This is a genomic window from Gimesia chilikensis (assembly GCF_008329715.1).
In the GTDB taxonomy this organism is placed as follows: Bacteria; Planctomycetota; Planctomycetia; order Planctomycetales; family Planctomycetaceae; genus Gimesia; species Gimesia chilikensis.
The window spans coordinates 171,442-197,352 of record NZ_VTSR01000022.1 but is presented as its reverse complement, the minus strand read 5'-3'; the positions used below and the strand labels follow the sequence as shown (position 1 = coordinate 197,352).

Here is a 25,911-nt window from a genome sequence, read left to right as displayed (position 1 = left end):
ATGTCATCTACCCTGCATACATTTTCCACCACAACCCAGGAACTCAGGGACGCCCTGCGCGTTCTGGAACAGCAGTCCGCTCAACTGGAGCTCCCCGGCCTGGAAGGCCGTGAATGGTTTGAAATCCTGGAGCGGAAACTGATTCCCCAGCTGTCTGACCAGATTTACCTGGTAGCGGCTGTTGTTGGCGGCACCAATATCGGCAAAAGTGTGATCTTCAACCATCTGGTGAACCAGCAGTCCAGTGCCATCAGCCCCCTGGCCTCTCAGACGAAACACCCGGTCTGCCTGGTCCCTACTGGGTTTGAAGACCGGCATAATCTGTCAAAAGTCTTCCAGGGGTTTGAACTGATCCCCTGGTCGTCAGCGGAGGACCCGCTTAGAACTGATGAACAGCACCTTCTATTCTGGCAGGAATGCGGGAGCCTGGCCCCCAATCTGCTGGTGCTGGACACGCCGGACATCGACAGCGACGCCGAAGTCAACTGGGAACGGGCCGAACGGATCCGCCAGTCAGCCGACGTTCTGGTCGCTGTCCTCACGCAACAGAAATACAACGACGCTGCCGTCAAACAGTTCTTCCGCGAAGCCGCGCGGGAAGAGAAAGTCATCATTACGGTATTCAACCAGTGCCAGCTACCCGAAGACGAAGAATACTGGCCGCTCTGGTTGAACACCTTCTGCCAGGAAACAGGCGTGAATCCTGAGCTGGTCTTCATCGCCCCTAATGACCGACAGGCTGCCAACAATCTGCAGCTCCCCTTTTATCGCCGCGTGTTCGAGCCGGCCCCAGAAAACAGCGACGACTCATTAACAGCGGAAACGCCCGATACCGATTCCGCCCTCAACCTGATGCAGGTCCTCTCAGAACTGCATTTCGATGAAATCAAAGTCCGCACTCTCAAGGGGGCTCTGTATTACCTGAGTAATCAGGCGACCGGCGTGCCTGCATATCTGCGGGAAATCAAAACGCGGAGTCAGGAATTTCTCGCGGCTTCCCAGTTGCTCTCAGAACATGAACTGGCCGAGATTGACAACTGGCCGCTGGTTCCGAACACCGTCATCGTGCATTCCATTCGCAAGTGGTGGCAGGAACAACGGGAAGGCTGGTCCGCTCATGTGCACGGCTTCTACAACGCGATTGGCAAAGGAGTTCTCTGGCCTGTCCGCTACCTGCATTCATTAACCACCGAGGAGAAACGTCCTCCCATGGAACTGTACCGCGAGCAGGAGTGGTCGGTGGTCCTGCAGACAGTGGAAGGCATTTACGATCGACTGACCCTGGTCAGTGAGCTGGGAAATGAACTGCTCACCAGCCGCCTGAAGTCGCTGCTCCGAGGAACCTCCCGTGAAGAGCTGCTCAAAATTCTGCATCAGGAACACGCGGCCTTTGATTTCAATGGTCAACTCGAAGAACTCGTCGACCGGGAAATGACGTTCTTCAAAGATGAGAGCCCCCAGTACTACACATTCCTCAAGCAACTGGATCGCGTGGCGGCCGTTGGTCGTCCCGCACTGAGCGTCGGCCTGTTCTTTGTCGGTTTCGGAGCAGTGGGTGATGTGGGCACACAACTTGTGACCGATACCATGATTCAATCCGTGGTCAACGTCACCGGCGATGTTGCCGGCGGTGCAGCAACAACCACGTTCGGTGAGACCGCAGTCAGCAGTACCGCAGCGACAGGCATGGGCTACCTGGAAGCCAAGTTTCGCAGATTCCATGCGGTCTTTGCTCAGAAACGGACGGAATGGCTGGCGACCGCCATTCGCGAACACTTGCTGAAAACATTACCTGAAGAGTTAAAGTCGGCAGTTTCTCTACCTGAGAGTGAAGCTTACCAGGCGGTCCAGAAACTGACAGCCCAACTGGAAACGGAACTGAAACAACTACAGGTCTCCCTCTGACCCTGACCTCGTGAAAGTGAATTTGACACAGGACTTCGTGACTTATGCCTACGTCGGAAATTGCACAGATAGAAATGCTGGCAGCCGTGGATGGATTGATCCAGCAACTCACGAACTGGAGCCAGAAGCCCACCGGCTGGAGGACGGCACAGCAGTGCCAGGCCGTTATCCAACAGCTGCTTCCCCGTCTGGACATGCTCCGGGTCCGACTGGAATCCCCGCTGGTGATTGCCACATTTGGCGGAACCGGAACCGGAAAAAGCAGTCTGGTCAACGCCCTGGTCGGCTCTTACTGCACGACTTCAGGCCGTCAGCGTCCGACCACCACTCAACCGGTGCTGATCGCTCACCCCGATACCGACCTGGACCGCCTGGGACTCGATCTGAGCCAGTTTCAGGTGGAACAGAAACCTCTGGATCAGTTGCGGAACATCATTTTGATCGATTGTCCAGACCCAGACACCTCAGAAGAGAACGAGGGAGAAAACAATCTCACCCGGTTGCAGCACATCATTCCGCTCTGCGACATTCTGCTATATGCCTCGACTCAGCAGAAATACCGTTCTGCACGAGTTTCGGACGAGTTACGCGAGGCAGCTGTTGGACGTCGCCTGATTTTCGTCCAGACCCACGCTGGCCTGGATGAGGATATCCGTGACGACTGGCGGGAACAGCTCTCGCAACAGTTTGAAGTTCCTGAAATCTACTTTGTCGATTCGGTTCGTGCCCTGGAAGACCAGCTCGCAGACCGTCCCGTCGATCCGGAATTTGCCAGCCTGCAGAATATTCTCAGTACGCAACTCGGCAAGTCCGAACGCCTGCAGGTTCGTCGAGCCAATCTGCTGGAACTGATTCAACATGCCATCGATCACTGTGCGCAGAAGTTTGAGCAAAACCTCCCGGAACTTCGCGAACTGGAATCGTTTTTAAAACAGCAGCACGTGACGCTCACAACCCAGATGTCGCAGGAACTTCGTTCGGAACTCCTGATCAGCCGCAATCTGTGGGAACGCAGACTGCTCTCCAGCATTTCTGATTCCTGGGGAGCGAGCCCCTTTGCGATGATGCTCCGACTTTATAACGGCCTGGGAAATCTGATCGCATCCGCCAGCCTGTTCCGCGCCCGTAACTCAGCCCAGGTCGCGCTGATCGGCGCTCTGCAGGGCGCACGCTGGCTGGGGGATCGTCACAAAGAACAGGCCGCCGAAGATCGACTGAAACGCATCGGCTCCTTTGGTCTGGATGACAATACATTACGCGAATCTCAGTTGCTGATTGACGGCTACACCCAGGCAGCCGGTCTGGAGAACCAGCCACAGTTGACCGACTCGCTGGAACGACTGCAGACCGAAGCCGCCCACGTCGAAGAAGAATTCCTCAGTGATGCCGGCACAAAGATCGATGGTATCATCGGTAAACTGGCGCGCAAGAATTCGGGATGGTTCACGCGTCTGGTTTACGAAAGCCTGTTTCTGACATTCGTGATTTATGCCCTGGTCCGCATCGGCAGAAACTTCTTCATGGATTCCTTTTTCAATGAATCCCGGATTCTGCCTATTGATTTCTACGTAACCGCCGGCGTCATTTTCCTGATCTGGACCGGCTTCCTGGTGATGATGTTCACGCGCAAACTCAAACGCGGCCTGGAACAGGAGATCAACCAGCTTTCGGATGAACTCGCCCAGGCGAAACTGTCACACGGACTGTTTCCGCATCTCGAGCAGGAATGCCGCCAGGTTCACAGCCTGCAACACTCCCTGGTACGCATGGGGGGCGAGGTCCATCACCTGCGGACGGAAATCGCTTCTTCCCGGATCCTGGGTGCCTGGAAAGTGAGTGAGCCGACCGGAAAAGCCGGCTCGGGAGCGTCACATCTCAGCTCACAGTGAGCTTATTTGCGATTGTAGAACATCTCAGCGATGCTGTAGGCATTCAGTGAACCGGAGCGGCTGACTTCTTTGCCATCGACAACCAGAATGAGTGTGGGCAGTGACTGCACATTGTACTTGTCAGTGAGTCCCGGATGTTGATCCACGTCAATCAGACGAATGTGGCTGGATTGACCTTCGCCGATTTCCCAGTTCTTGTCTCGCAGCGCGGGAAATTCGTTATTCTTCATCTGCACACAGGCTGGACACCAGCTGGCAGTAAACAGAAGAATCTGATGATTGGAAACATCTTCTTCTACTTGAAATAACTTGACTACGTTTTCAGGAATGGCAGGCACTTCCACGGCCTGCATTGGTGCCAGAGAAAGCGACAGCACCATTGTTGCTGGAATAAGCGTATTCATTGTGATCCGTTACAATTTGAAAAGAGTCATTTCGAAACGTCATTAACAATAGCCGACCACAATAGCGGGTCGAACTAACCGGTTCAACCGTTAAAGTCGACTCAAATTGACAAGATTCCGATTCCCGGTTATAGAGTTTTTTTGACTCTTTCTAGAGATTCCTACTTACGCTGCCCCCTAGCACAACACCCTAAGATTCACCATATAAAAGACTTACACACCCGCCTCAACAGACGATTTCTCGACGTAGATTGATCTTGGATAAAACAACGTAAATCGGTTCCAATACGCTGCCTGCACTACTCCAGCCTCTTACTCGATTGAAAAGACACACTCATGACCTGGTTGAAAATGTTCCTGCTGTCGATCATTCAGGGAATCACCGAATTCCTGCCCGTCAGCTCCTCTGGACACCTGGTCATCGTTGAAAGCTTTCTGGAAATCCAGTCTGACCAGACCGACGTAAACATCGTCCTGCATGCAGGCACGCTACTGTCGATTCTGATTTTCTACCGACGGACGATCTTTCGACTGCTCAGCCAGGACATGCGCGTCATCCCCCTCTTAATCGTTGGCACGCTGCCGGTCGTCGTGATTGGCCTGGCCGCGAAAAAATTCGCCGAGCATTACCTGGAAAGCTCTCTGCTCGCGGGCTGCATGCTGCCCATCACTGGTCTATTTCTATTGATGATTCCCCGCATCCCACAGACCGATAAGAGCTACACCGCGATCACCTACAAACAGGCGCTGCTGATCGGTTTCGCACAGGCATTTGCGATACTTCCCGGGATCTCACGCAGCGGCAGCACCATTGTGGCTGGGCTGCTGATGGGACTGTCGCGACAGTCGGCGGCAACCTTTTCTTTCCTGCTGGCGATCCCGGCTATTTCGGGAGCGACCATCCTGGAAACTGCGGAGATTATCTCCAACAAGGACCTGACCACTCCCCTGAGCCTGCTGGCTGCAGGGGCCGTAATTTCAGCAGTGGTCGGAATCGTCGCACTCTGGCTGCTCGTACGCTGGCTGGAGAAAGGCAAGCTGCACTACTTCGCCTACTGGTGTATCCCGCTGGGAATCATCATTGTGATAATCCAGCTCATGTAACAGTAGTCAGGTGGAGTACGCGAATCTTACCTGCGTCCCACTTTACGCGTATAGCACTTCAGCGAGCGAGGCGGCAGTACGGCCACGCGCGGGAAGAGCGTCGTTCCATCCCGCTTCGGGAAGATATCCAGTGGTGACCGGGCCGAAGTGTCAATGACCAGACTCCAGGCCTTCGGCTTGATGCCATCCGGCAGCTCAAACGCTTGTGGATCGGGCGATGTATTGACCATGATCATCAGATCCGAACCATCCTTGATACGCCGTGAGGAGTGCTTCGCCCCCAGAATACACATCAGGCAATTCCTGTCGTGCTCCCATTTGACCGGCTCTCCCATTACGTTGTACCAGCTGACATCCGGCAGTTTCTCAACACCATCGGATTGACCGGTCAGGAAGTTCCGCTGGCGGAGCGTAGGCTCATTCAGGCGGAAGTGAATCAACTCCTTACAGAAACGGTACAGACCCCGATGCTTGTCGACCAGTGACCAGTCGAACCAGGAAATTTCGTTATCCTGACAGTAAGTGTTGTTATTCCCCCGCTGTGTTCGACGACATTCATCGCCGGAAAGCAGCATGGGCACGCCCTGACTCAGAAAGAGAGTCGCGAGGAAGTTCTTGATCTGGCGTTCCCGCATCGCGTTGATTGCAGGATCATCCGTGGGACCTTCCACGCCGAAATTCATGCTGATGTTGTTGTTTTCACCATCACGATTGTCTTCGCGGTTCGCATAGTTGTGCTTATGCTCGTAGCTCACCAGGTCATTTAGCGTGAAACCGTCGTGTGCTGTGATGAAATTCACGCCATGAAACGGCTCGCGTCCTGTTTTCTGATACAGATCGCTCGATCCGGAAATACGGGTCGCATAGTCGCCCAGTGAAGGCACATCGCCCCGCCAGAAGCGTCGGATGTCATCACGATAACGGCCATTCCACTCCGCCCAGCGGATATGCGAGAATGAACCGACCTGGTAAGCGCCAGCGGCGTCCCAGGCTTCTGCAATCAGCTTGGTATCTGCCAGCAGCGGATCTTCGGCGATCGCCTCAACCAACGGGGGATTCGGTACCAGATGACCGCTGCGGTCCCGACTTAGAATGGAAGCGAGGTCGAACCGGAATCCATCAATGTGATAATTACAGGTCCAGTAACGCAGGCAGTGGAAGATCATCTCGCGGACCACGGGATGATTCCCGTTGATCGCATTTCCACAACCGGAGTAGTTAGAGTAGTACTTCCCGCCCTGCTCCAGATGGTAATACACCTGGTTTTCCAGTCCGCGGAAAGACAGAGTCGGGCCGTTCTCATTTCCTTCCGCAGTATGGTTGAATACCACGTCCAGAATAACCTCGATCCCCGCCTCATGCAGTGCCCTTACCATCTCCTTGAACTCGCGGACCTGAGCGCCCGGTTCTCGACTGGTGGCGTACCCGCGGTGCGGTGCAAAGAAGGCCAGCGTCTCGTAGCCCCAGTAGTTCTGATGATCGGTGAAAGTGCCGTCGGCTTCATTCATCGGGAATTCGTGGATCGGCATCAGTTCGACGGCCGTCACGCCAAGATCAATCAGATAAGGAATTTTCTCTATCACACCCAGGTAAGTTCCGGGGTGATCGACTTCACTGCTGTCTGAATTGGTGAAACCACGGACGTGCATCTCATACACAACCGTGTCCGCCAGATGGTGCCGTACATGACGGTCTCCCTGCCAGTCGAACTGATCATCGACGACCACACATTTCGGTGGCCGCACAATGCCGTCCGGTGAAGGCTGGAAATTACCAGCCAGCGCCTTGGCGTAAGGATCAATCAGACGAGCCCGCTTATCAAAGCGCTGTCCGATTTCCGGCTGATAAGGACCGTCGGCCTGGAAGTGATACAACTGCCCCGGACCGATCCCGGAAATGAACGCAGTCCAGATGTCTCCCAGTCGCCCATATTCCTGATTGAAGCGGATGACTTCGGAGGGCTCCGTGTCATCGACGTGGTTGTACAACAGCAGCCACATGGCAGTGGCTGAACGGCTATAGACAGAAAACAGAACCCCGTTATCCTGCGGAATTGCTCCGTAGGAAAATGTATGCATTGAATGTATCGGGGAGCTGAGTGAGTGTACCAATTCGCGACCCATTTATTACCTGATCCTCACTTGCACTGTGTTGATTCCGATGTCTGAAAACTTTGAATTGCTTTCCCAAGCGTCAGAACAGCAATTGTTGCTCTCAGTCCAACACAGTTATTTATCTCTATCTTAACAGCAGAAACCAGATTGTGAATACGAGTCCCTGCTGAAATACCTAACCAGAATATCTTCACTTAATATACTTTCGACGTCATTCCAGAGAATGATCATCCCTTTTTGCAATTCCTGCTGTGAACCGGGGAATCCATCACATCTTCAGATTAACTTCGAAATAACAGAAGTTTTATCTCCTGTTCCATTAATACTCAGTTTACATATAAATTGTTTGTCAGTTGCAGTCATTTTAACAGTCAAAACAGGTTTCCCCAGAATATTTTCAGCGAAACCTGTTTCACAAAAGAGAACTGAGCTGCGAGAGTACCCCGCAGCTCAGTTTTTACTTAACCACATTGTATATCCTGTAGTTAGGAACCTGGTTTGTATCAATCACGCCAGCCGCTTAAGGGAAAAACGGATCATTTCGGATTGAATTGGTCGACACAGGTACCGCACTACGATAGACGGGCTGAGCTACCGGACGGTAGGTCTGGTACTGGGGACGGGTATTCCAGTTGGGAGTGTTATAGCTGGGGTAACTCTGCACAGGGTAACGATACTGTGAAATCCCACAGTTACCACCGGGGCAGTTGTTGATCCCACAGTTGCCAGTCGCACAGCTTCCAGTAGGACAGTTACCGGTCGTACAGGAGCTGCAGTAACCTGAGCCCGTATAGCATCGGCCGTTCACACAGTTGGTGTTACCGTAGTTGGCTGAACCGTAGTAAGGCTGGTAAGCCACCCGCCGCGGCTGTGACTGAAATGGTGCTGACAGAGCTCGGAACGGAAAAGTCAGAACATCGACCACACCACTGCCCGGCTGAGAAGGATTGTAAGCGGTCTGCACCGGCTGAGTCAGACTGGTGTTGCTGAACTCAGCTGCTTCAGATTTTTCAGAGACCATAACCATGGCTGCCAGGCAAACTGCAAGCGTTGGAAATAAACGTTTCATTGCGATTTCTCCACATTCGTGAAAGTCATTAAACTGATGTCATTTAAACCACCTCGTGGTGACTTTCCACTAATGCATTCGCCGTGCCATTCAGCCTACACCAACAAACAACAACACACCTATCACAAACTATAGAAAACACTTACAACATTCACCCGCCAAACAGAAATATCATTTACGCAACACACCACCATCCATAAATGTAACATTTACGATATCATATCTACAAATCAGACTGATACACAAGACCCATTCTTCAACTGCGCAAACTTTAACGGCATCAGACGCAATCCAAACTGCCTGACCAGTATATATTCGAACTGAAACTTGAATCGAATGTTATCATTTTGATTTTGTACCTCAAATCAGGTTGAGGCCTGTTCGGATTATTCTGAATAGGCGCTTCTGCCGATATCCAATATAAAGCCGCCTCCCCTCACGAAATTCACCAGCCATTGTTCTATCTGTCAGAGCGATTTACACGATGAACCGGTACACCAAAAAAGTCGATCAGTTTGCAGCCGCTCCCATGTTTACGGTTTCAATTCTGTTCCTGGCCTTTTTCGCCGGCTTTCTGCACCTGAAGAATCTGGAGTCAGAGGGAATCCCACTCTTAATCTGCGAGTGGAGTCTGTTCCTGCTCTACCCCTGCTTCATGATCGAAGCCATGGTACATCTTGCGCTGGGAAGTCCCCGCTGGAAACTGAACCTGCTCTACTGTCTGGTTCCTCCTCTCCGCATTACAGCCCGCGACCAGATGAGCGGTCGTGCAATCTGGTTTCCGCTCCTCGCCTGGAGCGAAGTTGATAAACAGTTCTGTAAACGGGTTCGCAAAACGTTTTCCGCTCCCATGCTGTTAATCGCGTTGCTCGTCTTACCACTGTTTGCCGCCGAGCACTACTGGTCGGAACAGATCCAGGCCAGTCCCATGCTGGCCGACATGACAGCGATCGCCACCGGATTCATCTGGTTCGCCTTCACACTGGAATTCATTATCATGATTTCCATCGAGCAGAAAAGACTGGATTATTGCCGCAAACACTGGATCGATCTGGCTGTCATCTGCCTGCCCATGGTTGCGTTTCTGCGATTTTTCACGACCACCAGTAAACTGCTGCGACTTCAGCAACTCGCACGCTCTGCACGGATCTTCCGCCTGAAAAGCCTGGTGATGAAGCTCTATCGGGCCCTGCTGATACTGGAAATCGTGAACCGGTTCCTGCATCGCAACCCGGAAAAACGGATCGCCCGGCTGGAAGAAATGCTCATCGAAAAAGAGCACGAAATGGAAGCGATTCGAGCCGAGATGGCACTGCTCTCAGAGCGAATCGCGCTCAATTCACTGGATGAAGATTCAGAAACCGAAGAATCAGACGTCCTTGCAATCCCACAAAAAAAGGCTGCCTGATAACAGGCAGCCTGGGAACATCTCTATCTGGTTGAACCATAAATTGTGGTCGGAGACTTCTCCCACGAACTGTTTTATTACTCAAGCTCTACTCATCACGGTCATACCGGGGACGACGATCCGACCAGTCACCGGGAAGCTTCTTCAGGTGGGCATCCAGGAACTTGAGAATATCGACTTCCAGTCCCAGCCGTTTCCCCAGCATGTCGGTACCTCTCAACTTTCCGGGGTAAGATTCCTTGTACATTCTCCCCTTGGAATTCGCAGCTGAGGTCAGTTGCGAAAAGAGCTTTTCAGTATAATTGCGATCGTAAGAATCACCTGAACTGCTGCAGACAAAGAAACTGATACCGAAAACGGGTTCTTTCAGACTCACGGAAGGCTGTGAAGAAGTCAACCCTTTGACGCGGGATTCAGGTGAAATCAGCACCAGCGCCCGGACGGTCTGGCCTTTGGGAGTCTTGGCTGCCAGCACGGGGGCGTCGTCATAGGGTACTTTGCCCCAGTCCAGTAACGCGTAGTTCAAAGCAATTGGCACACTCATGTCAGAAGCAATGATGGCTGTCTTTTGCATGTTGAGGTGCTTTTTCTGGTGTTCGTCGAACAGAAATTTCCAGATGGTTTCCATGTCGAACACAACCATCGCTTTGTAATCCAGTGCAGAAAGATTATCCCCTCTGCCCCCCTTCTGATTCTGGTTACCTCCACCGGGAGCATTCGGCTGGCTCTTCCCATGCTTACGCAGGTCGACAGACACAACCGCGTAGCCATTCTTCTGCAGGACCGGAGCAAAGCCGTTGTCCCAGGCCCGCTTGCTGCCTCCCTTACCGTGCAACAGAACGACGACCGGTGAATCCGCTGCGTTACTCGATTCATAATAAGTAATCGCAATCGGCCAGCCTCCCTGCGAAGACAGGGTCAACTCCTGCGGCTTCGGGGGGCCTTTCACATCCTTACTCTGAGCGAACACGGCACTGGAAGTCAGGAGTACCATTGAGAGAAACGTAAAGAGCGAACGCTTCCATTGACCATTTTGCATGCTGACGAATGACATTCTCACAGGACCCCCTCGGCGTTGGAATTATCTTGTTGTAACTGTAAACTGAACGTAAACAGTTGTTCTCACGATTCAAAAGACAGGTTCTTATTCAATTCATTCTATGGATAACGGGAGATCAGGTCAAATAGAAGTCGGCAGTTCTGTGCAGAGATTGTACTGACACATAATATTCACCCACAAAGACTTACAACGGATGTGTGTACCGACATTTTTTCCCGCTGATTCCCCATGAACTGATCACCAGTCCCAACAGCATCCTAGATTCAGGCAGCCTGCGGATGGAAAACCAGACCCCGGAAGAATCAACGCCGCAGGCCTTTCTGGGACTGCACCGGAGCGATCAGTATTTTTTAGGTGTATTACTGATAGTGATTCTCTGCCTCTCAATCCTGCATCTGGCGCGACTGTCCCGCTGGGGAACTGAGCCACTCGAAATTGAGAAACAGACTCCGCTGCCTTACGATTATCAGCTTGATATCAATCAGGCGACCTGGGTGGAATTTGCCCAGCTCAAGCAGATCGGACCTGTTTTAGCCAGACGCATCGTTGACTATCGCGAGGTACACGGTCCTTTTCGCTCAATCGATGATCTACTGCAGGTCAAAGGCATCGGCCCCAAAAAACTGGCAGCGAATCGAAAACATTTTCTGCCCCTTCCCCCAGGCGTCAATCCCTGAAACAGACGGACAGACGTTGTCGCGAATCCCCCCGAAAATTAACAGTAGATTCTCATTTCTTTGCCCCTCGTCTCCGATGACAGTTGATTCCACGCCCGATTCCGGGTTGAATAGGCTTTCCTTATTTTAATATCTGATCTGACACTTCTGACTGATCAACCCCGATTATAGCGTTCAACTCAAAGGGTTTACTTCTTATGGCAGGTTTTGATCACGGCCCGAATGAGCCGGGAGAACAGGAAAACCACGAGACGATCTCTCGCAATACGCGACTGGGCTTAATCCTGTTTACCGTTTATCTGTTGCTGTATGGCGGTTTCGTTTTTCTGAATACGTTCTCACCAGCCAAAATGGAAGTTGTGGTCTTCGCCGGACTCAACCTGGCCATCGTCTACGGCTTCACGCTGATCATCGCTGCCTTTGTGCTCGCCATCATCTATGGCTGGATGTGCCGCAATGATGTCGCCTCCTCTGGTTCCAGCAATCAGGAGGACGCATAATGCTATACGAACCCTCTCTGATGGCGGTCCTCATCTTTGGTGTGATCGTTGCCATTACCCTCGGACTCAGTTTCTGGCTCGGTGCGAAAGCGAAATCGGCCAAGGGATACTTCGCCGCCTCGGGTGGCATTCACTGGTTCATTAACGGCGTCGCCTTCGCTGGTGACTACCTCTCCGCCGCTTCCTTCCTGGGAATCTGCGGGATGATCGCCTTCTACGGTTACGATGGCTTCCTGTATTCCATCGGTTACCTGGCCGGCTGGATAGTCGCCTTGTTCGTGATCGCGGAACCCCTCAAACGCATGGGGCGTTTCACCTTTGCCGATGCCCTCGACAGCCGCTTCCAGTCGCGGGGTATTAAACTGGCCGCCGCCATCAGTACCCTGGCCGTCAGTATCTTCTATCTGATCCCTCAGATGGTCGGCGCCGGTGCACTGATCACTCCCCTGCTCGGCTTTCCGCACTACGTCGGCGTGCTGCTGGTCGGAACGATCGTGATCATCATCGTCGTCACCGCCGGCATGGTCAGCACCACCTACGTGCAGTTCCTGAAAGGCTCGCTGCTCGTTGTCTTCAGTACCCTGCTCACCGTCCTGATTCTGCAGCGCGGTTTCTCTACCGATCCGGTGAATAACGGGAAATCGACGCACCAGTTCCAGATCCTCGGACCTGCGGCCAGCGATGACATTGAACACTGGAACAATGAACTCGGCCTGACCGAACAGGACTCCCTGACCCCGCTCAACGAAGGCCCCTGGAAAGACAAAGGCTACCTGCAGCTGACCCGCGTCGACAAAACGTCCTACTGGAAACTGACTCAAAACGCAGAGCAGCAGTACTTCCTCTCGGAAACACAGTACAAGGAAAAAACAGCGGACGGTAAGATCATCATCAACGGCCTCCCTCAGGGAACCGGCGAAGGGGAAACCGACTTCTACCCGGTCGGCCGTATCAGCAAGCTGCCGGATGACAAGAAAGAAACCGGTCCACTGGGGCTCACCGAGTTCTTCAGCACGCTCAGCAAAAGTGAAGTGATCCTCTGGGGCTCCGATACCGTCAAACTGAAAGACGGCGCAGACCTGACGATCTACTTCCCCAAGCCAACCTCAGGCGAGAAAGTCCTCAGCCCGGGCAACCATCCCAAGTTCGCCGGGATCCGGGGTTCCGATCTGAAAGGCAAACTCAACTTCCTCTCGCTGATGCTGGCCCTGTTCTGCGGAACCGCCTCCCTGCCGCACATTCTCATTCGTTACTACACCGTGAAAGACCAGGCCAGCGCCCGTAAGAGTACCATCGTCGGTATCGGGAGCATCGGCTATTTCTACATCCTCACGCTCTTCATGGGGCTCGGCGCCATGACCAGCGGTGCCATGGATGTCACCAACTCCAATATGGCCGCTCCTCTGCTCGCCAAGAGCATCAGCGACTGGCTCTTCGCGATCATCTCTGCAATCGCTTTCACCACCGTGCTGGGAACCGTCAGCGGACTGATCATCGCTTCCAGTGGTGCGGTCGTGCACGACCTGATGTCGAGCTTCATGAAAATCGAAATGAACGACTTCGCCAAAGTGCGGATCGCTAAAATCGCGTCGGTCGTCGTCGGTCTGATCGCGATTATCCTCGGGATTCTCTTCAAGGAATTCAACGTGAATTACCTGGTCGGCTGGGCCTTCAGTGTCGCTGCGTCCGCGAACCTGCCCGCTCTGGTAATGCTGCTCTTCTGGCCCAAAACCACCAAGCAGGGTATCACCGCCGCGATCTTTGTCGGCATGATCTCTTCGCTCGCCTGGATTCTGCTCAGTGCCGATTCCTACAAAGGCATCTATGGACTCAAACCCGAAGACGCTATCGTCCCCTTCAGCCAGCCTGGTCTGGTGACGATTCCGCTCGGCTTCCTGACGCTGATCCTCGTCTCCCTGCTGACACAGCCTAAATCAGAGGAGGCAGCCAGTTGAACCAGCAGCCACCCGAACAGGAATGGCTCACTGCAACCGCAGTCGAAGAAGGCGTGACCGTTCTGTTTCGTCTGCTCCCCCACATCCCGCTGGGCATCAAGACCAGCGAATTTCCGGACCGCGTGGAGATCGTCTGGCCTTACCAGTCGGCCAACGAAAGCAAGCTCCCCGGTCCCCTCGATCGGGAGCAGATGAGCCACTTCGAAGAACTGCTCGTCAACCTCTGGGGGGAAAACGGCCTGGGACACCTCACGATGCTCATCACGGGCAACCAGGTCTGTCACTGGCAGTGGTACGTTCGGAACGAGGAAGAAGCACTCGCCGTTTTCAACAAAGCGGTGGAAGAACTCCCCACGCTGCCGATCCAGATTCACTCCCAGCACGACCCCGACTGGCACGCCTATTCTGACTTCATGCAGCAAGTCAGGAAAAGCAACTAAAACAGGCTGACACGGTCAAACCGCACCAGCCTGTATTCTTCCGAGTTCATTTGTGAACAATCCGTAGTTCTAAACTACGCCTGTTCCTGTTTACCGAACCGGTCCAGAATTTCATTCACCGTCGAACGGATCGTAATACACAAACCATCCAGATCCAGGTCGTCTTCATCCAGACCAAACGGTTCTTCAACCGAATGCGCGATCACCTCGATCCCGATCATGAAGTACGCCATGATCACCGTCAGAGGCACCGTCCAGTAATTGAAGTCTTCCACCAGGCCCCAGGGCAGCGTCGCCAAATAAAGCGTAATACAGTGTCTGACGAAGGTCCGGTACGAAGGAGACAAACGCGTACGACGAATCCGCTCGCACGCCCCACAAATCTCCATCAGCTCGCGGGTCTCAGAATCGATGATCCGCAGCTCGTCACCATCAATCATCCCCGTCCGCTTCCAGCTGATTACCCTGCGATAAATCAGGTCCGCGATATACGCCGGAATGTGACGCGGAGGCGGATCAATCTGTTCCAGTTCCGGAAACATCGAGAAGTCGTCATCCTCACGCAGGTGATCCCGTAACGCTTCCGGGAAAGCGACAAGCAGATCTGCAAGTTCTCTTAATTCCTGCTTGGTGAAGTTCGTCAGTTCGCGAAATTTGATCGCCATATTTCGGCTGATGTTAACCAGCTTACCCCACAGTTTCCGGGCCTCCCACCAGCGCGAATAGGAGCTGTTCGTCCGGAAAACCAGCAGCAAACCCAGCACCAGACCGATGATTCCGTGCAGACTCGATGAGAAGTCGCCAAAGGTTTCGATCGCATGAATCTGTTCTTCATCAAAACCAAATCGATGCAACCAGCCCAAATCATTTTTAATCAGCGGGATCAGGCTATACAGCCCGACCAGCCCTGCATAATAGGAGATACGCCCGACAGTCCCCAGTTTTTTCTCGATAAACGAAAGATTCAGCTCTGCATCAGCTGCCATTGATATACGTTCCCTGTACCTGTCAATTTACGGTGATCGTTTCAGTTGCGCGAGACGAATATCAGAACTCTAGTTTTTTCGTCCCAATAACACAACAGATGTGTCGTCATGTCTTCCTGAACCGTCCGTAAATGCATTCGAATCCCGAAACAGGTTTTCCAGTGCCGAGTCCAGGCAGGTTGAGCGGGATTCCTGCAGAGACTGCATGATTCCCGGAATGCCGAATTCGCCGAACTGCTCCTTCTCACCGGGAAACGCTTCCGCCAGACCATCGGTGAAAATCAGCAGCCGACTGTCGGGCGGAATTTTTGACGTATGTACGTCGTAGTCTACATCCGGAACAATCCCCAGAGGCAACCCGCCATCATCCAGTGTGCCGAGCTCATAAATCTGGTTCGTTTCCAGCTCGTGCACAATCGGAATCGGCGCCCCTGCAGACGTCCATTGAAATTCATTCGTCCGGGAATTCAGAATCCCGTACAGCAGCGTAATGAAGCCGCCGTCATCATTCACAATCGCCTGTTCGCACAAACGGTTATTCACGTCCTTCACGAACGCCGCGGTATCCAGGTAACGGTTCGAACGGATCATTCCCACCAGCGTATGCATCGTCATGATCGACATGCAGGCTTTCATCCCATGCCCCGAGGCGTCGCCCACCAGCAGCACCAGATTCTCATCGTCCAGCATGAAAACATCGTAATAGTCACCACCAGCCAGCGTCACAGGCTGTCCGCCAAACACGCGGATCTGTGAAGATTCATACCGCGCAGTCACATCAAATCGGTCTGGAGAAATAATGTTCGTCGGAATGATCGATTCCTGCAGCTTCCGCACCGACTCCACCTCTTCGCGCAATCGCTCTGCCACAAATCGCTCGCGTTCCGCTTTGACCGAATTCACCACGCTCTCCAGCGTCACTTCCATCAGGAACATGAAGTCACCGCCGTCATCGCGGATGATGTAAGCCCGCATCCCCGCCGTCAGAAAGCGGGCGAGATGAAACGTATCCTGGCCGGGGCACGCCCCCACGATCGGCGTATCCAGATGCTGTTGTCGCACCTGCTCAAAGTTGTCATAAGCCGTCTGAGGATCAGGACTCGTGATCGACATCAGAATGATGTCCCATTCATCCTGTGTCGCCGCCTGCTGGAGGAACTCCTCCGGCGTCGCACAGATCCTGACTTCGTTCTCACTCACCCCCAGATACATGGAGATCAGCTCACACTCCTGGGGATTATCCCAACCTACAAGAATTCGCATGACTGGCCCGCCTTCACTATTTCGAATTCGTATTCTGATTCATAATTTATTAACACGGCCATCATAACTGCTTCACACATTTTTCGCGAATAAAATTTCCATAAACTCTTCTCCTGAATACACATCCTTCATTTCAAACAGCTGACAGATCCACACTATGAACAGGTTTGAACTTCCCCGTTTGCACGCCTGAATTCACTGCTCAGACTGACCTTGATCCGTACTTCCCGAACCATATTCTTGTGCAATTGTGCTTCGCGCGCGAGGCGGATGATGCGTGCACCGAAACACAGCGCACAAGTCACTCAGATTCACCTGAATCGTCGTCGATTTTTCCCGATCTTCACCGGAACAAAATGAACCACTGCGATCTGTGCCCCGCAATTTCAAATCATCTCGCAGCACTTTCAACGCAATTGAAAACGATCTCGTCCACATCTCATCACCCCCTCCCCTGAAATCAGAGCACAATCCCCCTTGACCCCCGCGCGCCCTTCCACAAGATGAGCAACACTGACAGACAAAACAACGAACTCCCGTGTCAGTCAAAGTAGGGGCGGACCCATGTGTCCGCCCGCCTGGCGAGAAACGATTCCAGCTGCTGTGACACCAGGCGCGGGACAACCTGATCAATGGGAATCCAGGCGTAGGGGCGACCCTGTGTGGTCGCCCGCAAGTGTGACCTGCGCTTCGCCAGGTAATGGCACACATTCTGATGATTCCCCTCAATTCAACATTCAACAAACGGACGGAACTCATAAGCCTCACCACTCAGAAAGGAACACAATCATGCATCAGGAATCCCCACAATCCACTACCACACCCTCACCCCGCAGATATCTCACACAGGACGAACAGACCGTCATCGTCCGGCTCATCAAGAAAATGATCGGCCTGGGCCGCTTCACCTCCGAAATCAAAACGGCCATCTCCGCCGAATACGGTCTCAGCCGCCATTCCGTCACGCGCTACGTGAATCGCGCCCGCCGCGAAATGCGGGAATTCCTCGAACAGGATCTGGACCAGCACCGCGCCGACTCCTATTTCTTTTACCGCTCCATCATCGAACATCCCGACGCCTCCAACCACGAACGCATCCGCGCCCGCGAACGCATCGATAAAATCATGGGCCTCGAAATCCCCAGCAAGTATCAATTGAACCAGGAGTTCAATAAATCCATCCAGGAGATTGAAAACATGTCGGATGAAGAACTCGACACCTACTACAACAAGCTCAAGAAAAAATACAGTTGAACCGCGCATCCTACGCATAGGCACCACTCAGGCGAGCTGCACTTTCCGCACCGGTGCTCAAACAGAATCGATCTATCCTGTGATTCCCAGAACATTCTCCCGGCAAGCATCAAAACACGCCGATACGGTGCCCTTTTCCTCATTTATGGACCAGGGACCGCAGAAGCGACCAATTAGCCGCAGGGCCTTAGCCCCGGTTGAAACGACATAAGTATGGACCGTGCGAATTATGAAACACGTCCTGACCAGCCTGCCTCCCCTGACGCATAAGCAGAGTAGATCAACGCCGTTACTACGCAGCAGTAACCCAGTGAAACCCGTATCTTTACGGAGTTTTTACTTTACATTCACCTCGCTGCTCTATAATGGAAAGAGCAGCGGTCAGGCACTGAGATCTTCCATCTTTCTGTTTAAGAATACTGTCCGTAAATCGGCACATCACTTCGATAGGCAGCGAGAGTACCTCAATGTGCAACTTCGATCTCAATTCCACGCTGGTCCAGCGTTTGTCTGCTTTCACAACTGACAAGTGGCTCCATCAGACCACCACCGCTCTCTATTTCTCCCCGATCTACATGACAGCTACCAGCTGTCCTAATTCTCAGCAACCAAGGATACTGCAATGAGACTTCAAATGTGCCAGTTACGCTTCCTGATTCTATCGGCGCTGGCAGTCACCATATGTCTGGCAATCGCCGTCCCCGCACACGCGCAGCAGAAAAAACCGAACATCCTGCTCATCGTCTCCGACGACACCGGCTACGGTGACCTGGGCCCCTACGGCGGTGGTGTCGGCCGCGGCATGCCCACTCCCAATATCGACCGCATGGCCCGCGCAGGTATGACCTTCTTCTCCTTCTACGCACAGCCCAGCTGTACCCCCGGTCGCGCCGCCATGCAGACCGGACGTATTCCTAATCGCAGCGGGATGACCACCGTCTCCTTCCCGGGACAGGGGGGCGGACTCCCCAAAGCAGAATGGACGCTCGCCTCGATCCTCAAACAGGCCAACTACCGCACCTACTTCACCGGAAAATGGCACCTGGGAGAAGCCGACCACGCCCTGCCCAATGCCCACGGCTATGACGTGATGGAACACTGTTTCCTCTACCACCTCAACGCTTACACCTACGGCGATCCGGAGCGGTTTCCCGACATGGATTTCAAGCTGCGGGTGATGTTCAATCTCGTCACAAAAGGGTCCCTCTCAGGCAAAGCGGGAGAGGCTCCCAGACAGGACTGGAAAGTCGTCGGCGACTACATCGATACACCGGAAAAGGGATTCGTCGGCGTCCCCTATCTCGATCAGTACGTCGAACAGTCGGGCCTGAAGTTTCTGGAAGATGCAGCGCAACATCCCGATCAGCCCTTCTTCATCAACGTCAACTTCATGAAAGTCCACCAGCCCAACCTGCCGGCTCCCGAATTCAAACACAAATCGATCTCCAAAACCAAATACGCCGATTCCATTGTCGAACTCGACACACGCATCGGCAGCCTCATGAACAAACTCAAGGAACTCGGCCTGGAGCAGGACACGCTGGTCTTCTTCACCACCGACAACGGTGCCTGGCAGGACGTCTATCCGGACGCCGGCTACACACCGTTTCGCGGCACCAAAGGCACCGTCCGCGAAGGGGGCAGCCGGGTCCCCGCCATCGCGGTCTGGCCGGGTAAGATCAAGGACGGCGTCCGCAATCACGATATCCTCGGCGGCCTGGACCTGATGGCCACCTTCGCTTCCCTCGCCGGTCTGGAACTACCGGAAAAGGATCGTGCCGGCGAACCGATTTGCTTCGACAGCTACGACATGTCACCCGCCCTGTTCGGCACAGGCAAGTCCAAACGGAATACCTGGTTTTACTTCACGGAAAATGAACTCGCCCCGGGTGCCGCTCGTGTCGGCAATTATAAAGCCGTCTTCAATCTACGGGGGGATGGCGGACAGGCGACAGGCGGCCAGGCCGTCGATACCAACCTCGGCTGGAAAGGACCGGAAAAGTATGTCGCCACCGTTCCACAGGTCTTTGACCTGCTGCAGGACCCGCAGGAACGCTATGATGTCTTCATGAACAACTTCACGGAACGCACCTGGACCCTGGTGACCTTCAATGCCGCCATCCGGAACCTGTTGCAAAGTTATGTCGATTATCCGCCACGCAAAATGCAGAGCAAAATCTATCATGGACCAATGACCCTGACGGATTTCCACAAATTTAAATTCATCAGGGATGCCCTCAAAGAAGAAGGCATGAAATTTTCGATTCCTTTCGGCAACTGATTACCTATACTGACCAATAATCATGCGGACCACCTTTGCTCCAGAAAGCGCGTTACTTTCAAAAAATCCCATTTCCCTTATCCGCCAGAGAGATGATACGAATGAGAATTCAGCCACGTCTTCGCTTACTGACCCTGGTCCTTGTTCTGACCTGCTGCGCGTTTCAGCTGCACGCCGCTGACCCGCTCCCCTCCTGGAATGAATCTGCCGCCAAACAGAACATCATCCAGTTCGTCGAAAAGGTAACGTCCGAGGATTCTCCCGATTACGTCCCTCCGGAACTCCGCATTGCCACCTTCGACAACGATGGCACCCTCTGGACCGAAAAACCGCAGTACTTCCAGGTCTTCTTTGCCATCGATCGGGTCAAAGCCCTCGCTCCCCAGCATCCGGAATGGAAAACAGAGGAACCCTTCGCTTCGGTCCTGAAAGGAGATTACAAAACCGCCTTCGCCGGGGGAGAAGCAGCCGTCCTGAAACTGGTTGTTGCCACGCACACCGGCATGACCACCACGGAATTTGAAAAGATCGTCAACGAGTGGAGCAAAACCGCCCGGCATCCGAAAACCGGACGCCTCTTCACCCAGATGGTTTATCAGCCCATGCTCGAACTGTTGGCCTACATGCGGTCTAAAGGCTTTAAAACATTCATCGTCTCGGGAGGTGGAATCGAATTCATGCGGCCCTGGACCGAACGTGTTTACGGCATCCCTCCCCAGCAGGTGGTCGGCAGCAGTGTCAAAACGAAATTTGAAATGCGTGAAGATGGTCCCGTGCTGATTCGTCTGCCGGAAATCAACTTCATCGACGACAAAGCCGGCAAACCGGTCGGCATTAATTCGCACATCGGTCAGCGTCCCATCGCCGCCTTCGGGAACTCCGACGGTGACATCCAGATGCTCGAATGGGCCACCGGCGCATCCGGTGCCCGCTTCGCCCTGCTCGTGCACCACACCGATGCCAAACGCGAATACGCCTACAATGTCGGCGCCGTGCAGGCTCTCAAAGACGCGAGCGAAAAAGGCTGGACCGTCGTGAATATGAAGGACGACTGGAAAGTCATCTACCCGCCCCTCAAGAAATGAACTTCGTAGAATCGTCGGCCCATTCTGCTGATACACAATGGGCCGGCGTTCGGTTCATCGCATGAGCGTAATCGAGTCAGGCACTCTCGACCGCCGGTTGCTGTGCCTGCGCTTCCTCGCGCACCGTTTCCGGCAGCATTAACACGGCCCCCAGAAAAAAACAGATCGCCCCCTGCAGCGTAAAGGCAACCGCGACAGTCTCCATCCACTCGACTGTCGGACCGGGAAGCGAAATCGCAAAACAGGCGGAGACCATAAAACCTACGCAGCCCAGCAGGTTGATCACCACAATCCACCACGAAAGATTCTCCGACCGCCAGCCCCAGTAATGATGGCAGATCTCAATATACGCCAGGTAACCGGAGGCCAGAAACAGCACCGAGCCCGCAAAGTTAGGTACCCACACCAGAAGATCGGTCTGAAACCACGTGAGCCCGGGCCACAGTGCATCGAAGGTATTGAAGTTAAACAGGATCGTCCCCACAAACTGCAAGGCACAACTCAACCAGCCCGCTTTCCACGGCTTCCACCCCAACAGCCGGTGCCGCTTCCCGGAATGATCGGGCTCGTCCGGCAGTGGTCCGGCATTCGCAGCCTGGTAGAGTTGCAGATAGGCGGCAGTCGTAAAGGGAAGCGAACCGGCAAAGTAAATCGCATTGACCTCGGTCGAACTCAGAGCCAGCGCGTTCGCCAGCTCGGGTGCAAGTAACAGCACACTCGCCGTCGCAAACAGCAATGAGCCGAAGGCGAACAGACTTCCGATCCACCAGTTTAACTCGCCCGGCATCCACAGACAGCGAATCAGCAGCTGGCCAATCGCTTCCGCCAGACCGATTTCACGGGCTATCAGAGCCTTACGATGCTTGCGTGACAGCCACACCCACTGAGTGCCGTCGGCGTGACGAAACAGACGTCGCGTAATAAACGGCCCCGCCCCTTCCTCTTCTAAACACTCCCACCCTTCAGTTTTCTGACGCGATTCAGACATACCCGCAGTCTACTGCAGCGCATCCCAAAATACGAATGCAGACCGGATTATGATTTTCAGATGAGCCCGTGATAATTTTCTTGACTCCCTGAAAGCGGCAATCAACAATGGCGAAATACCCATCGGAACAAAAGTCGAGTCATGAACAACGTTCGTTTTCCTGTCTTTCCTGCACGTCAATTCAATGTAGAGCTGGATTCCCCATGAATGATGAACTCACGCCTGAAGAACTCGTCCCCTCCGAATCTGCCACCGATATCACCGGATCTGAGAATGACCCGACGGTCATGGTCTGGTCGACCAGTTCGGGTGACAGCACCCTGCTGCACGTGATGCAGATCGACCCCACCGGCATTGCCTGGCTGCTCGATATCAAAAAGCCGAAAGTTCTCGAAGAACTTGTCGGCCGCATCAACGCACAACCGGACGAGGCAACCGCGATCATCGCTGCAGAATCCAAGGGGACCTTCCTGCCGCGCGCAGAGCTGGCCCGTGTCACCTACACAGAAGGTCTGAAGCAGCTCACCATCATTGACCAGGCCGGCAAAAAACAGAAAATTACCGAGGGCAACGAAGGCGAACACAGACAGATTTTCGAAGCGGTCCGTCATCATCTGGGAGGTACCGCCGGCGAAGAAGAAGCCGATGCCTGGTCGGTCATGCAGGGTCCCCTGCTCGGCCTGGTCCTCACGGCTGCTATCGGCGGATTCATGATCTTCCTCTCCACCGAAGCCGATCCGAGTCGCGAATTCTCGGGACGCCGCAGTGGTATGAAAAAGCTGATCAACTGGCTGGGCTACACCATCGGCCCCACCTGGATGTCGATCATTGTCGGCGGCATCTTCCTGGTCATCTTCGCCTCCATGATGCACTCACTTGTCAAACGGCCCCTGCGGGAATTCCTGGCCTTCAGGCCGGTTTGAAGGAGAACCAGACAACGCGCCACAAATTGAGAGACCAGTACGACGCGCAAACATTTCAATCAGGAGACTCACATGCTCCACACACGCTTATTCGCTGTCGTCTTATTGATCTGCAGCCTGCAGACACTCGCCCCGGGATACGCGGAAGACAATCTAAACGAAGCCGCCCGGGCCAAACGAATTCGGGAGCTGAGCGCCGGATTACGACTCACGCAAAAAGTCACTTTCCACTCCGGCTATCTCTTCATCGGCGATCTGGCCCGCGCTCACCGGAGCGGTAAACCATGCCTCCCCTTGACCGACAACCAGGAACAGACCATCGCCAGTCTGGATGACCTGATCTTTCTCGCACAATTGGAAACCCTGGGGCGCGACGCCGACTACCTGGAAGGCAACCCGCGGGATTTCGCCGCCTACCTGGAGCGGAGCAAAACACGTCAGGCCCGGGCAATCCACCACGGTCAGCTTATGACGTTCACCGGCCTGCTCTCACCCGCTCAAACCCGTTACACCCTGCAGCACTACATTGCAGTCCGTAAATGGCGCGCATTACAGATTGACCTGATCCAGGAACTCTTCAAACTGACAACAACTCAGAAACGTCAGCTGCGGCAGGCACAGACGAATTACAACAAGAGTACCAAACCCCTGTTCCTCGGTTCAATGCGGCCCAAAGCAGATCAACGCGACATCCAGGCCGGCATCGAACTGTACAAGGCAGAATTTCGCCGTGCATCGCGTGCAATCCTGACACCGGCCCAAAACACAAAATACAATGCACTACTCATTCAGCCACAACCGCCCGAGGTTCTGCCTGCCACGCCCCCACTCTCAAATGACGATCAACAGCGTCTGGCACTGGAATCGCGTTCCCCGATCTTCCGCAGCATCCGCCAGCAACAGAAGCAGCTCAACCTCTCTGTGAAACAGCAGGAATTCCTGCAGCAGCTGACCCAGGTCACCCAACGCGGCTTACTCTGGATCGAAACCTCACAAGCAACAGAGGTAGAGCAGGACCGCCCCCTCGTCTCTCACAGCCAGGCAGCATTCCTGAAACACGCCGAACAGGTCGCCCTGCAAGGCATCCTCTCCGAACAACAGGCACAGCTGGTCTTAGACGCCAGCTGAAACAGACTGCTGCCGTTCAATCCGTTCCTGCCGCCGAACCAGGTACCAGCCCAAAAGAAAGGTTGAGACCCCCACGCAGGGAAACAGAATTTTGTGAATACCGGGACCAACGACGCTCCCCAGATAGTATCCATTCAGGTACGGAATTCCCTCGACCTCACCCTGCACGCCCCCCTTCCCATCTGCGATAAAGCGAACACCGTTGGTAAAATTCCTCACATCCACACCTGCTGGAAAGGTGAACGCCAGGTCCCGGTCTGTCACCGTCCCGAATGAAATTGCTTTGACCAGCACTTCTTCTACAGAAGATCCCTCGGCACCTGTAGGCAGGCCGTTACATTTGAGGAGATGAAACCGGTGCGGAAACCAGATTCCCTGCTGCTGTTCTGCCTGCTCAACACGCATGGCCTCGAACCAGCGCAACGTTCGTCCCTGCTCCTGCTCTTCAGAACATTCCAGGCGATAGGCCAGCGGTAGAAACTGTCGTTCAGGATCAAAATTCACTGTCAGGATCCCTGGATATTTCTTCATCCGTTTAAACTGGAACGGGTACGAAAACGAAATCGTCTCACGCCCATTTATCTTGCCCGAATTTAAAAGCGGAACTCGCGCTGATCCATCATCCGCAGTATCTAATAATTTGAGTGCGTGGACACTCTCCTGAATAAAATAGAGATCATGCCCTCCAGCCGTACCGCTCCCCCAGAAGTTGAGTAGACCCTCTTTGTGATTCCAGTCCTCGAGATGGCTAATCGTACCAGAGGATCTCTGACCTTCCTCATTGATCATCTCATGGGCACACAGGAACTCCCCCTCACTCGCATCAGCTGTTCGCATCTCTTGATGCATTGCCCCATGCTCATGCTGCGGTGATTCCAGTAGCACGAGCTGGAATTCCTGCCGGTACGATTTCCCCAGGCAATAGGTATCATATTTCATACGAAACATTTGACTGTCCGCAGGCTCGGGAATTTCCCCTGCATAGGGAAACGTACCCAGTTCCTCGTGCAGGAAATACTTACGGCAGCGCGTCTCATAAGCCATATTCTCAAACAACTGTAACCGTTGTTCCAGGGCCTCAACCAGCAGAGCCCGCTGCTCCTCCACCGGCAGCGCAAAAAAAGCATCGGCACTCATCGCAGGAATCTGAGGCAGCACAACCTCCTCGGCCGCCATCGACCTGTCACCACAACACAGACCCAAAGTCCCAGCCAGGATCAGCAGCAGCAAATTCCAGCGTAACATCACATCCGCCTTTCGAGAGAATCATCAACTCAACAGGACATGCAGAGAATCAGCTTCCATGGTACATGCGCATCGTCTGCGAATTCAAGCAGCAATGTTCAGTGGAGTGCCTTTCCATTAACTGAATCGCCCCACCAAAAAACACTTACCGTCGCTTAAACAGTAAAATAATAACTGCATTCCGTGTTCAGTCTGGTAGAATTTGCAGCAGGCACATCTGAAAACCCGACGAC

At 53.6% G+C, this 25,911-nt stretch carries 21 protein-coding genes; 13 read left to right on the top strand and 8 right to left on the bottom strand.

All coding sequences use genetic code 11. The features are described from left to right. Together FYZ48_RS24590 and FYZ48_RS24585 are read left to right on the top strand one after the other, a co-directional pair. Positions 1 to 1,905 (top strand): GTPase domain-containing protein, encoded by a 1,905-nt coding sequence (locus FYZ48_RS24590; protein WP_149345192.1) that lies wholly within the window; start codon positions 1 to 3, stop codon positions 1,903 to 1,905. Positions 1,906 to 1,949: 44 nt separating this feature from the next. Next, on the top strand, positions 1,950 to 3,794 hold the full coding sequence (locus tag FYZ48_RS24585; RefSeq protein ID WP_149345191.1) for a GTPase: 1,845 nt from the start codon (positions 1,950 to 1,952) through the stop codon (positions 3,792 to 3,794). A 2-nt stretch (positions 3,795 to 3,796) separates the two neighbouring features. Here the strand turns inward: FYZ48_RS24585 and FYZ48_RS24580 are convergent, their stop codons facing one another. Continuing rightward, entirely contained in the window at positions 3,797 to 4,198 is a 402-nt protein-coding gene (locus FYZ48_RS24580; protein ID WP_145041693.1) for a thioredoxin family protein, read from the bottom strand. 336 nt (positions 4,199 to 4,534) lie between these two features. Between FYZ48_RS24580 and FYZ48_RS24575 the strand changes: the two genes are divergently transcribed. Then, positions 4,535 to 5,302 (top strand): undecaprenyl-diphosphate phosphatase, encoded by a 768-nt coding sequence (locus FYZ48_RS24575; RefSeq protein WP_149345190.1) that lies wholly within the window; start codon positions 4,535 to 4,537, stop codon positions 5,300 to 5,302. A 26-nt stretch (positions 5,303 to 5,328) separates the two neighbouring features. Here FYZ48_RS24575 and glgX read toward each other — a convergent pair whose 3' ends face one another. Continuing rightward, a complete protein-coding gene (gene glgX, locus FYZ48_RS24570; protein ID WP_242022761.1) occupies positions 5,329 to 7,380 on the bottom strand; it encodes a glycogen debranching protein GlgX in 2,052 nt (683 codons plus the stop codon). Positions 7,381 to 7,936: 556 nt separating this feature from the next. Next, positions 7,937 to 8,485 (bottom strand): hypothetical protein, encoded by a 549-nt coding sequence (locus FYZ48_RS24565; RefSeq protein WP_149345188.1) that lies wholly within the window; start codon positions 8,483 to 8,485, stop codon positions 7,937 to 7,939. A gap of 484 nt (positions 8,486 to 8,969) precedes the next feature. On the opposite strand from FYZ48_RS24565, the gene FYZ48_RS24560 reads away from it, so the two are divergent. Continuing rightward, positions 8,970 to 9,893 carry a hypothetical protein gene (locus tag FYZ48_RS24560; protein ID WP_149345187.1) on the top strand — a complete coding sequence of 308 codons (924 nt, stop codon included), beginning with the start codon at positions 8,970 to 8,972 and terminating at the stop codon, positions 9,891 to 9,893. Positions 9,894 to 9,981: 88 nt separating this feature from the next. Here FYZ48_RS24560 and FYZ48_RS24555 read toward each other — a convergent pair whose 3' ends face one another. Further along, positions 9,982 to 10,947, bottom strand: a complete 966-nt coding sequence (locus FYZ48_RS24555; RefSeq protein WP_145186605.1) for an alpha/beta hydrolase — start codon at positions 10,945 to 10,947, stop codon at positions 9,982 to 9,984. 284 nt (positions 10,948 to 11,231) lie between these two features. Between FYZ48_RS24555 and FYZ48_RS24550 the strand changes: the two genes are divergently transcribed. The 4 genes from FYZ48_RS24550 (at position 11,232) to FYZ48_RS24535 (ending at position 14,525) form a co-directional block, all read left to right on the top strand. Beyond that, complete coding sequence (locus FYZ48_RS24550) at positions 11,232 to 11,630, top strand: ComEA family DNA-binding protein (protein ID WP_149345186.1); 399 nt, start codon at positions 11,232 to 11,234, stop codon at positions 11,628 to 11,630. A 197-nt stretch (positions 11,631 to 11,827) separates the two neighbouring features. After that, positions 11,828 to 12,130, top strand: a complete 303-nt coding sequence (locus tag FYZ48_RS24545) for a DUF485 domain-containing protein (protein ID WP_145041700.1) — start codon at positions 11,828 to 11,830, stop codon at positions 12,128 to 12,130. Beyond that, on the top strand, positions 12,130 to 14,085 hold the full coding sequence (locus FYZ48_RS24540) for a sodium/solute symporter (protein WP_149345185.1): 1,956 nt from the start codon (positions 12,130 to 12,132) through the stop codon (positions 14,083 to 14,085). The genes FYZ48_RS24545 and FYZ48_RS24540 overlap by 1 nt, the downstream gene beginning before the upstream one ends. Beyond that, positions 14,082 to 14,525 (top strand): DUF695 domain-containing protein, encoded by a 444-nt coding sequence (locus FYZ48_RS24535; protein ID WP_187782197.1) that lies wholly within the window; start codon positions 14,082 to 14,084, stop codon positions 14,523 to 14,525. Before FYZ48_RS24540 ends, FYZ48_RS24535 begins: the two co-directional genes overlap by 4 nt. Before the next feature lie 74 nt (positions 14,526 to 14,599). Here FYZ48_RS24535 and FYZ48_RS24530 read toward each other — a convergent pair whose 3' ends face one another. Next, positions 14,600 to 15,511 (bottom strand): bestrophin family ion channel, encoded by a 912-nt coding sequence (locus FYZ48_RS24530; protein WP_149345183.1) that lies wholly within the window; start codon positions 15,509 to 15,511, stop codon positions 14,600 to 14,602. Positions 15,512 to 15,580: 69 nt separating this feature from the next. Next, on the bottom strand, positions 15,581 to 16,774 hold the full coding sequence (locus tag FYZ48_RS24525; protein WP_149345182.1) for a PP2C family protein-serine/threonine phosphatase: 1,194 nt from the start codon (positions 16,772 to 16,774) through the stop codon (positions 15,581 to 15,583). 789 nt (positions 16,775 to 17,563) lie between these two features. Here FYZ48_RS24525 and FYZ48_RS24520 point away from each other — a divergent pair. The 3 genes from FYZ48_RS24520 to FYZ48_RS24510 all read left to right on the top strand — a co-directional run bounded on the left by FYZ48_RS24520 (position 17,564) and on the right by FYZ48_RS24510 (position 21,394). Next, positions 17,564 to 18,028, top strand: a complete 465-nt coding sequence (locus FYZ48_RS24520) for a hypothetical protein (RefSeq protein ID WP_149345181.1) — start codon at positions 17,564 to 17,566, stop codon at positions 18,026 to 18,028. A 622-nt stretch (positions 18,029 to 18,650) separates the two neighbouring features. Beyond that, positions 18,651 to 20,309 carry an arylsulfatase gene (locus tag FYZ48_RS24515; protein ID WP_187782196.1) on the top strand — a complete coding sequence of 553 codons (1,659 nt, stop codon included), beginning with the start codon at positions 18,651 to 18,653 and terminating at the stop codon, positions 20,307 to 20,309. A 101-nt stretch (positions 20,310 to 20,410) separates the two neighbouring features. Then, on the top strand, positions 20,411 to 21,394 hold the full coding sequence (locus tag FYZ48_RS24510; RefSeq protein ID WP_149345180.1) for an HAD family hydrolase: 984 nt from the start codon (positions 20,411 to 20,413) through the stop codon (positions 21,392 to 21,394). A 76-nt stretch (positions 21,395 to 21,470) separates the two neighbouring features. Here FYZ48_RS24510 and FYZ48_RS24505 read toward each other — a convergent pair whose 3' ends face one another. Next, a complete protein-coding gene (locus FYZ48_RS24505; RefSeq protein ID WP_149345179.1) occupies positions 21,471 to 22,382 on the bottom strand; it encodes a hypothetical protein in 912 nt (303 codons plus the stop codon). A 203-nt stretch (positions 22,383 to 22,585) separates the two neighbouring features. Here FYZ48_RS24505 and FYZ48_RS24500 point away from each other — a divergent pair, with 203 nt between their 5' ends. Both FYZ48_RS24500 and FYZ48_RS24495 read left to right on the top strand, forming a co-directional pair. Continuing rightward, positions 22,586 to 23,305, top strand: a complete 720-nt coding sequence (locus FYZ48_RS24500) for a hypothetical protein (protein WP_149345178.1) — start codon at positions 22,586 to 22,588, stop codon at positions 23,303 to 23,305. Between the two features lie 72 nt (positions 23,306 to 23,377). Next, positions 23,378 to 24,433, top strand: coding sequence for a hypothetical protein (locus FYZ48_RS24495; RefSeq protein WP_149345177.1), 1,056 nt, complete (start codon positions 23,378 to 23,380; stop codon positions 24,431 to 24,433). On the opposite strand, the gene FYZ48_RS24490 is transcribed toward FYZ48_RS24495, so the two are convergent. Then, positions 24,419 to 25,678 carry a hypothetical protein gene (locus FYZ48_RS24490; RefSeq protein ID WP_149345176.1) on the bottom strand — a complete coding sequence of 420 codons (1,260 nt, stop codon included), beginning with the start codon at positions 25,676 to 25,678 and terminating at the stop codon, positions 24,419 to 24,421. The two genes, FYZ48_RS24495 and FYZ48_RS24490, sit on opposite strands and share 15 nt — an antisense overlap. Between the last annotated feature and the right edge of the window lie 233 nt (positions 25,679 to 25,911).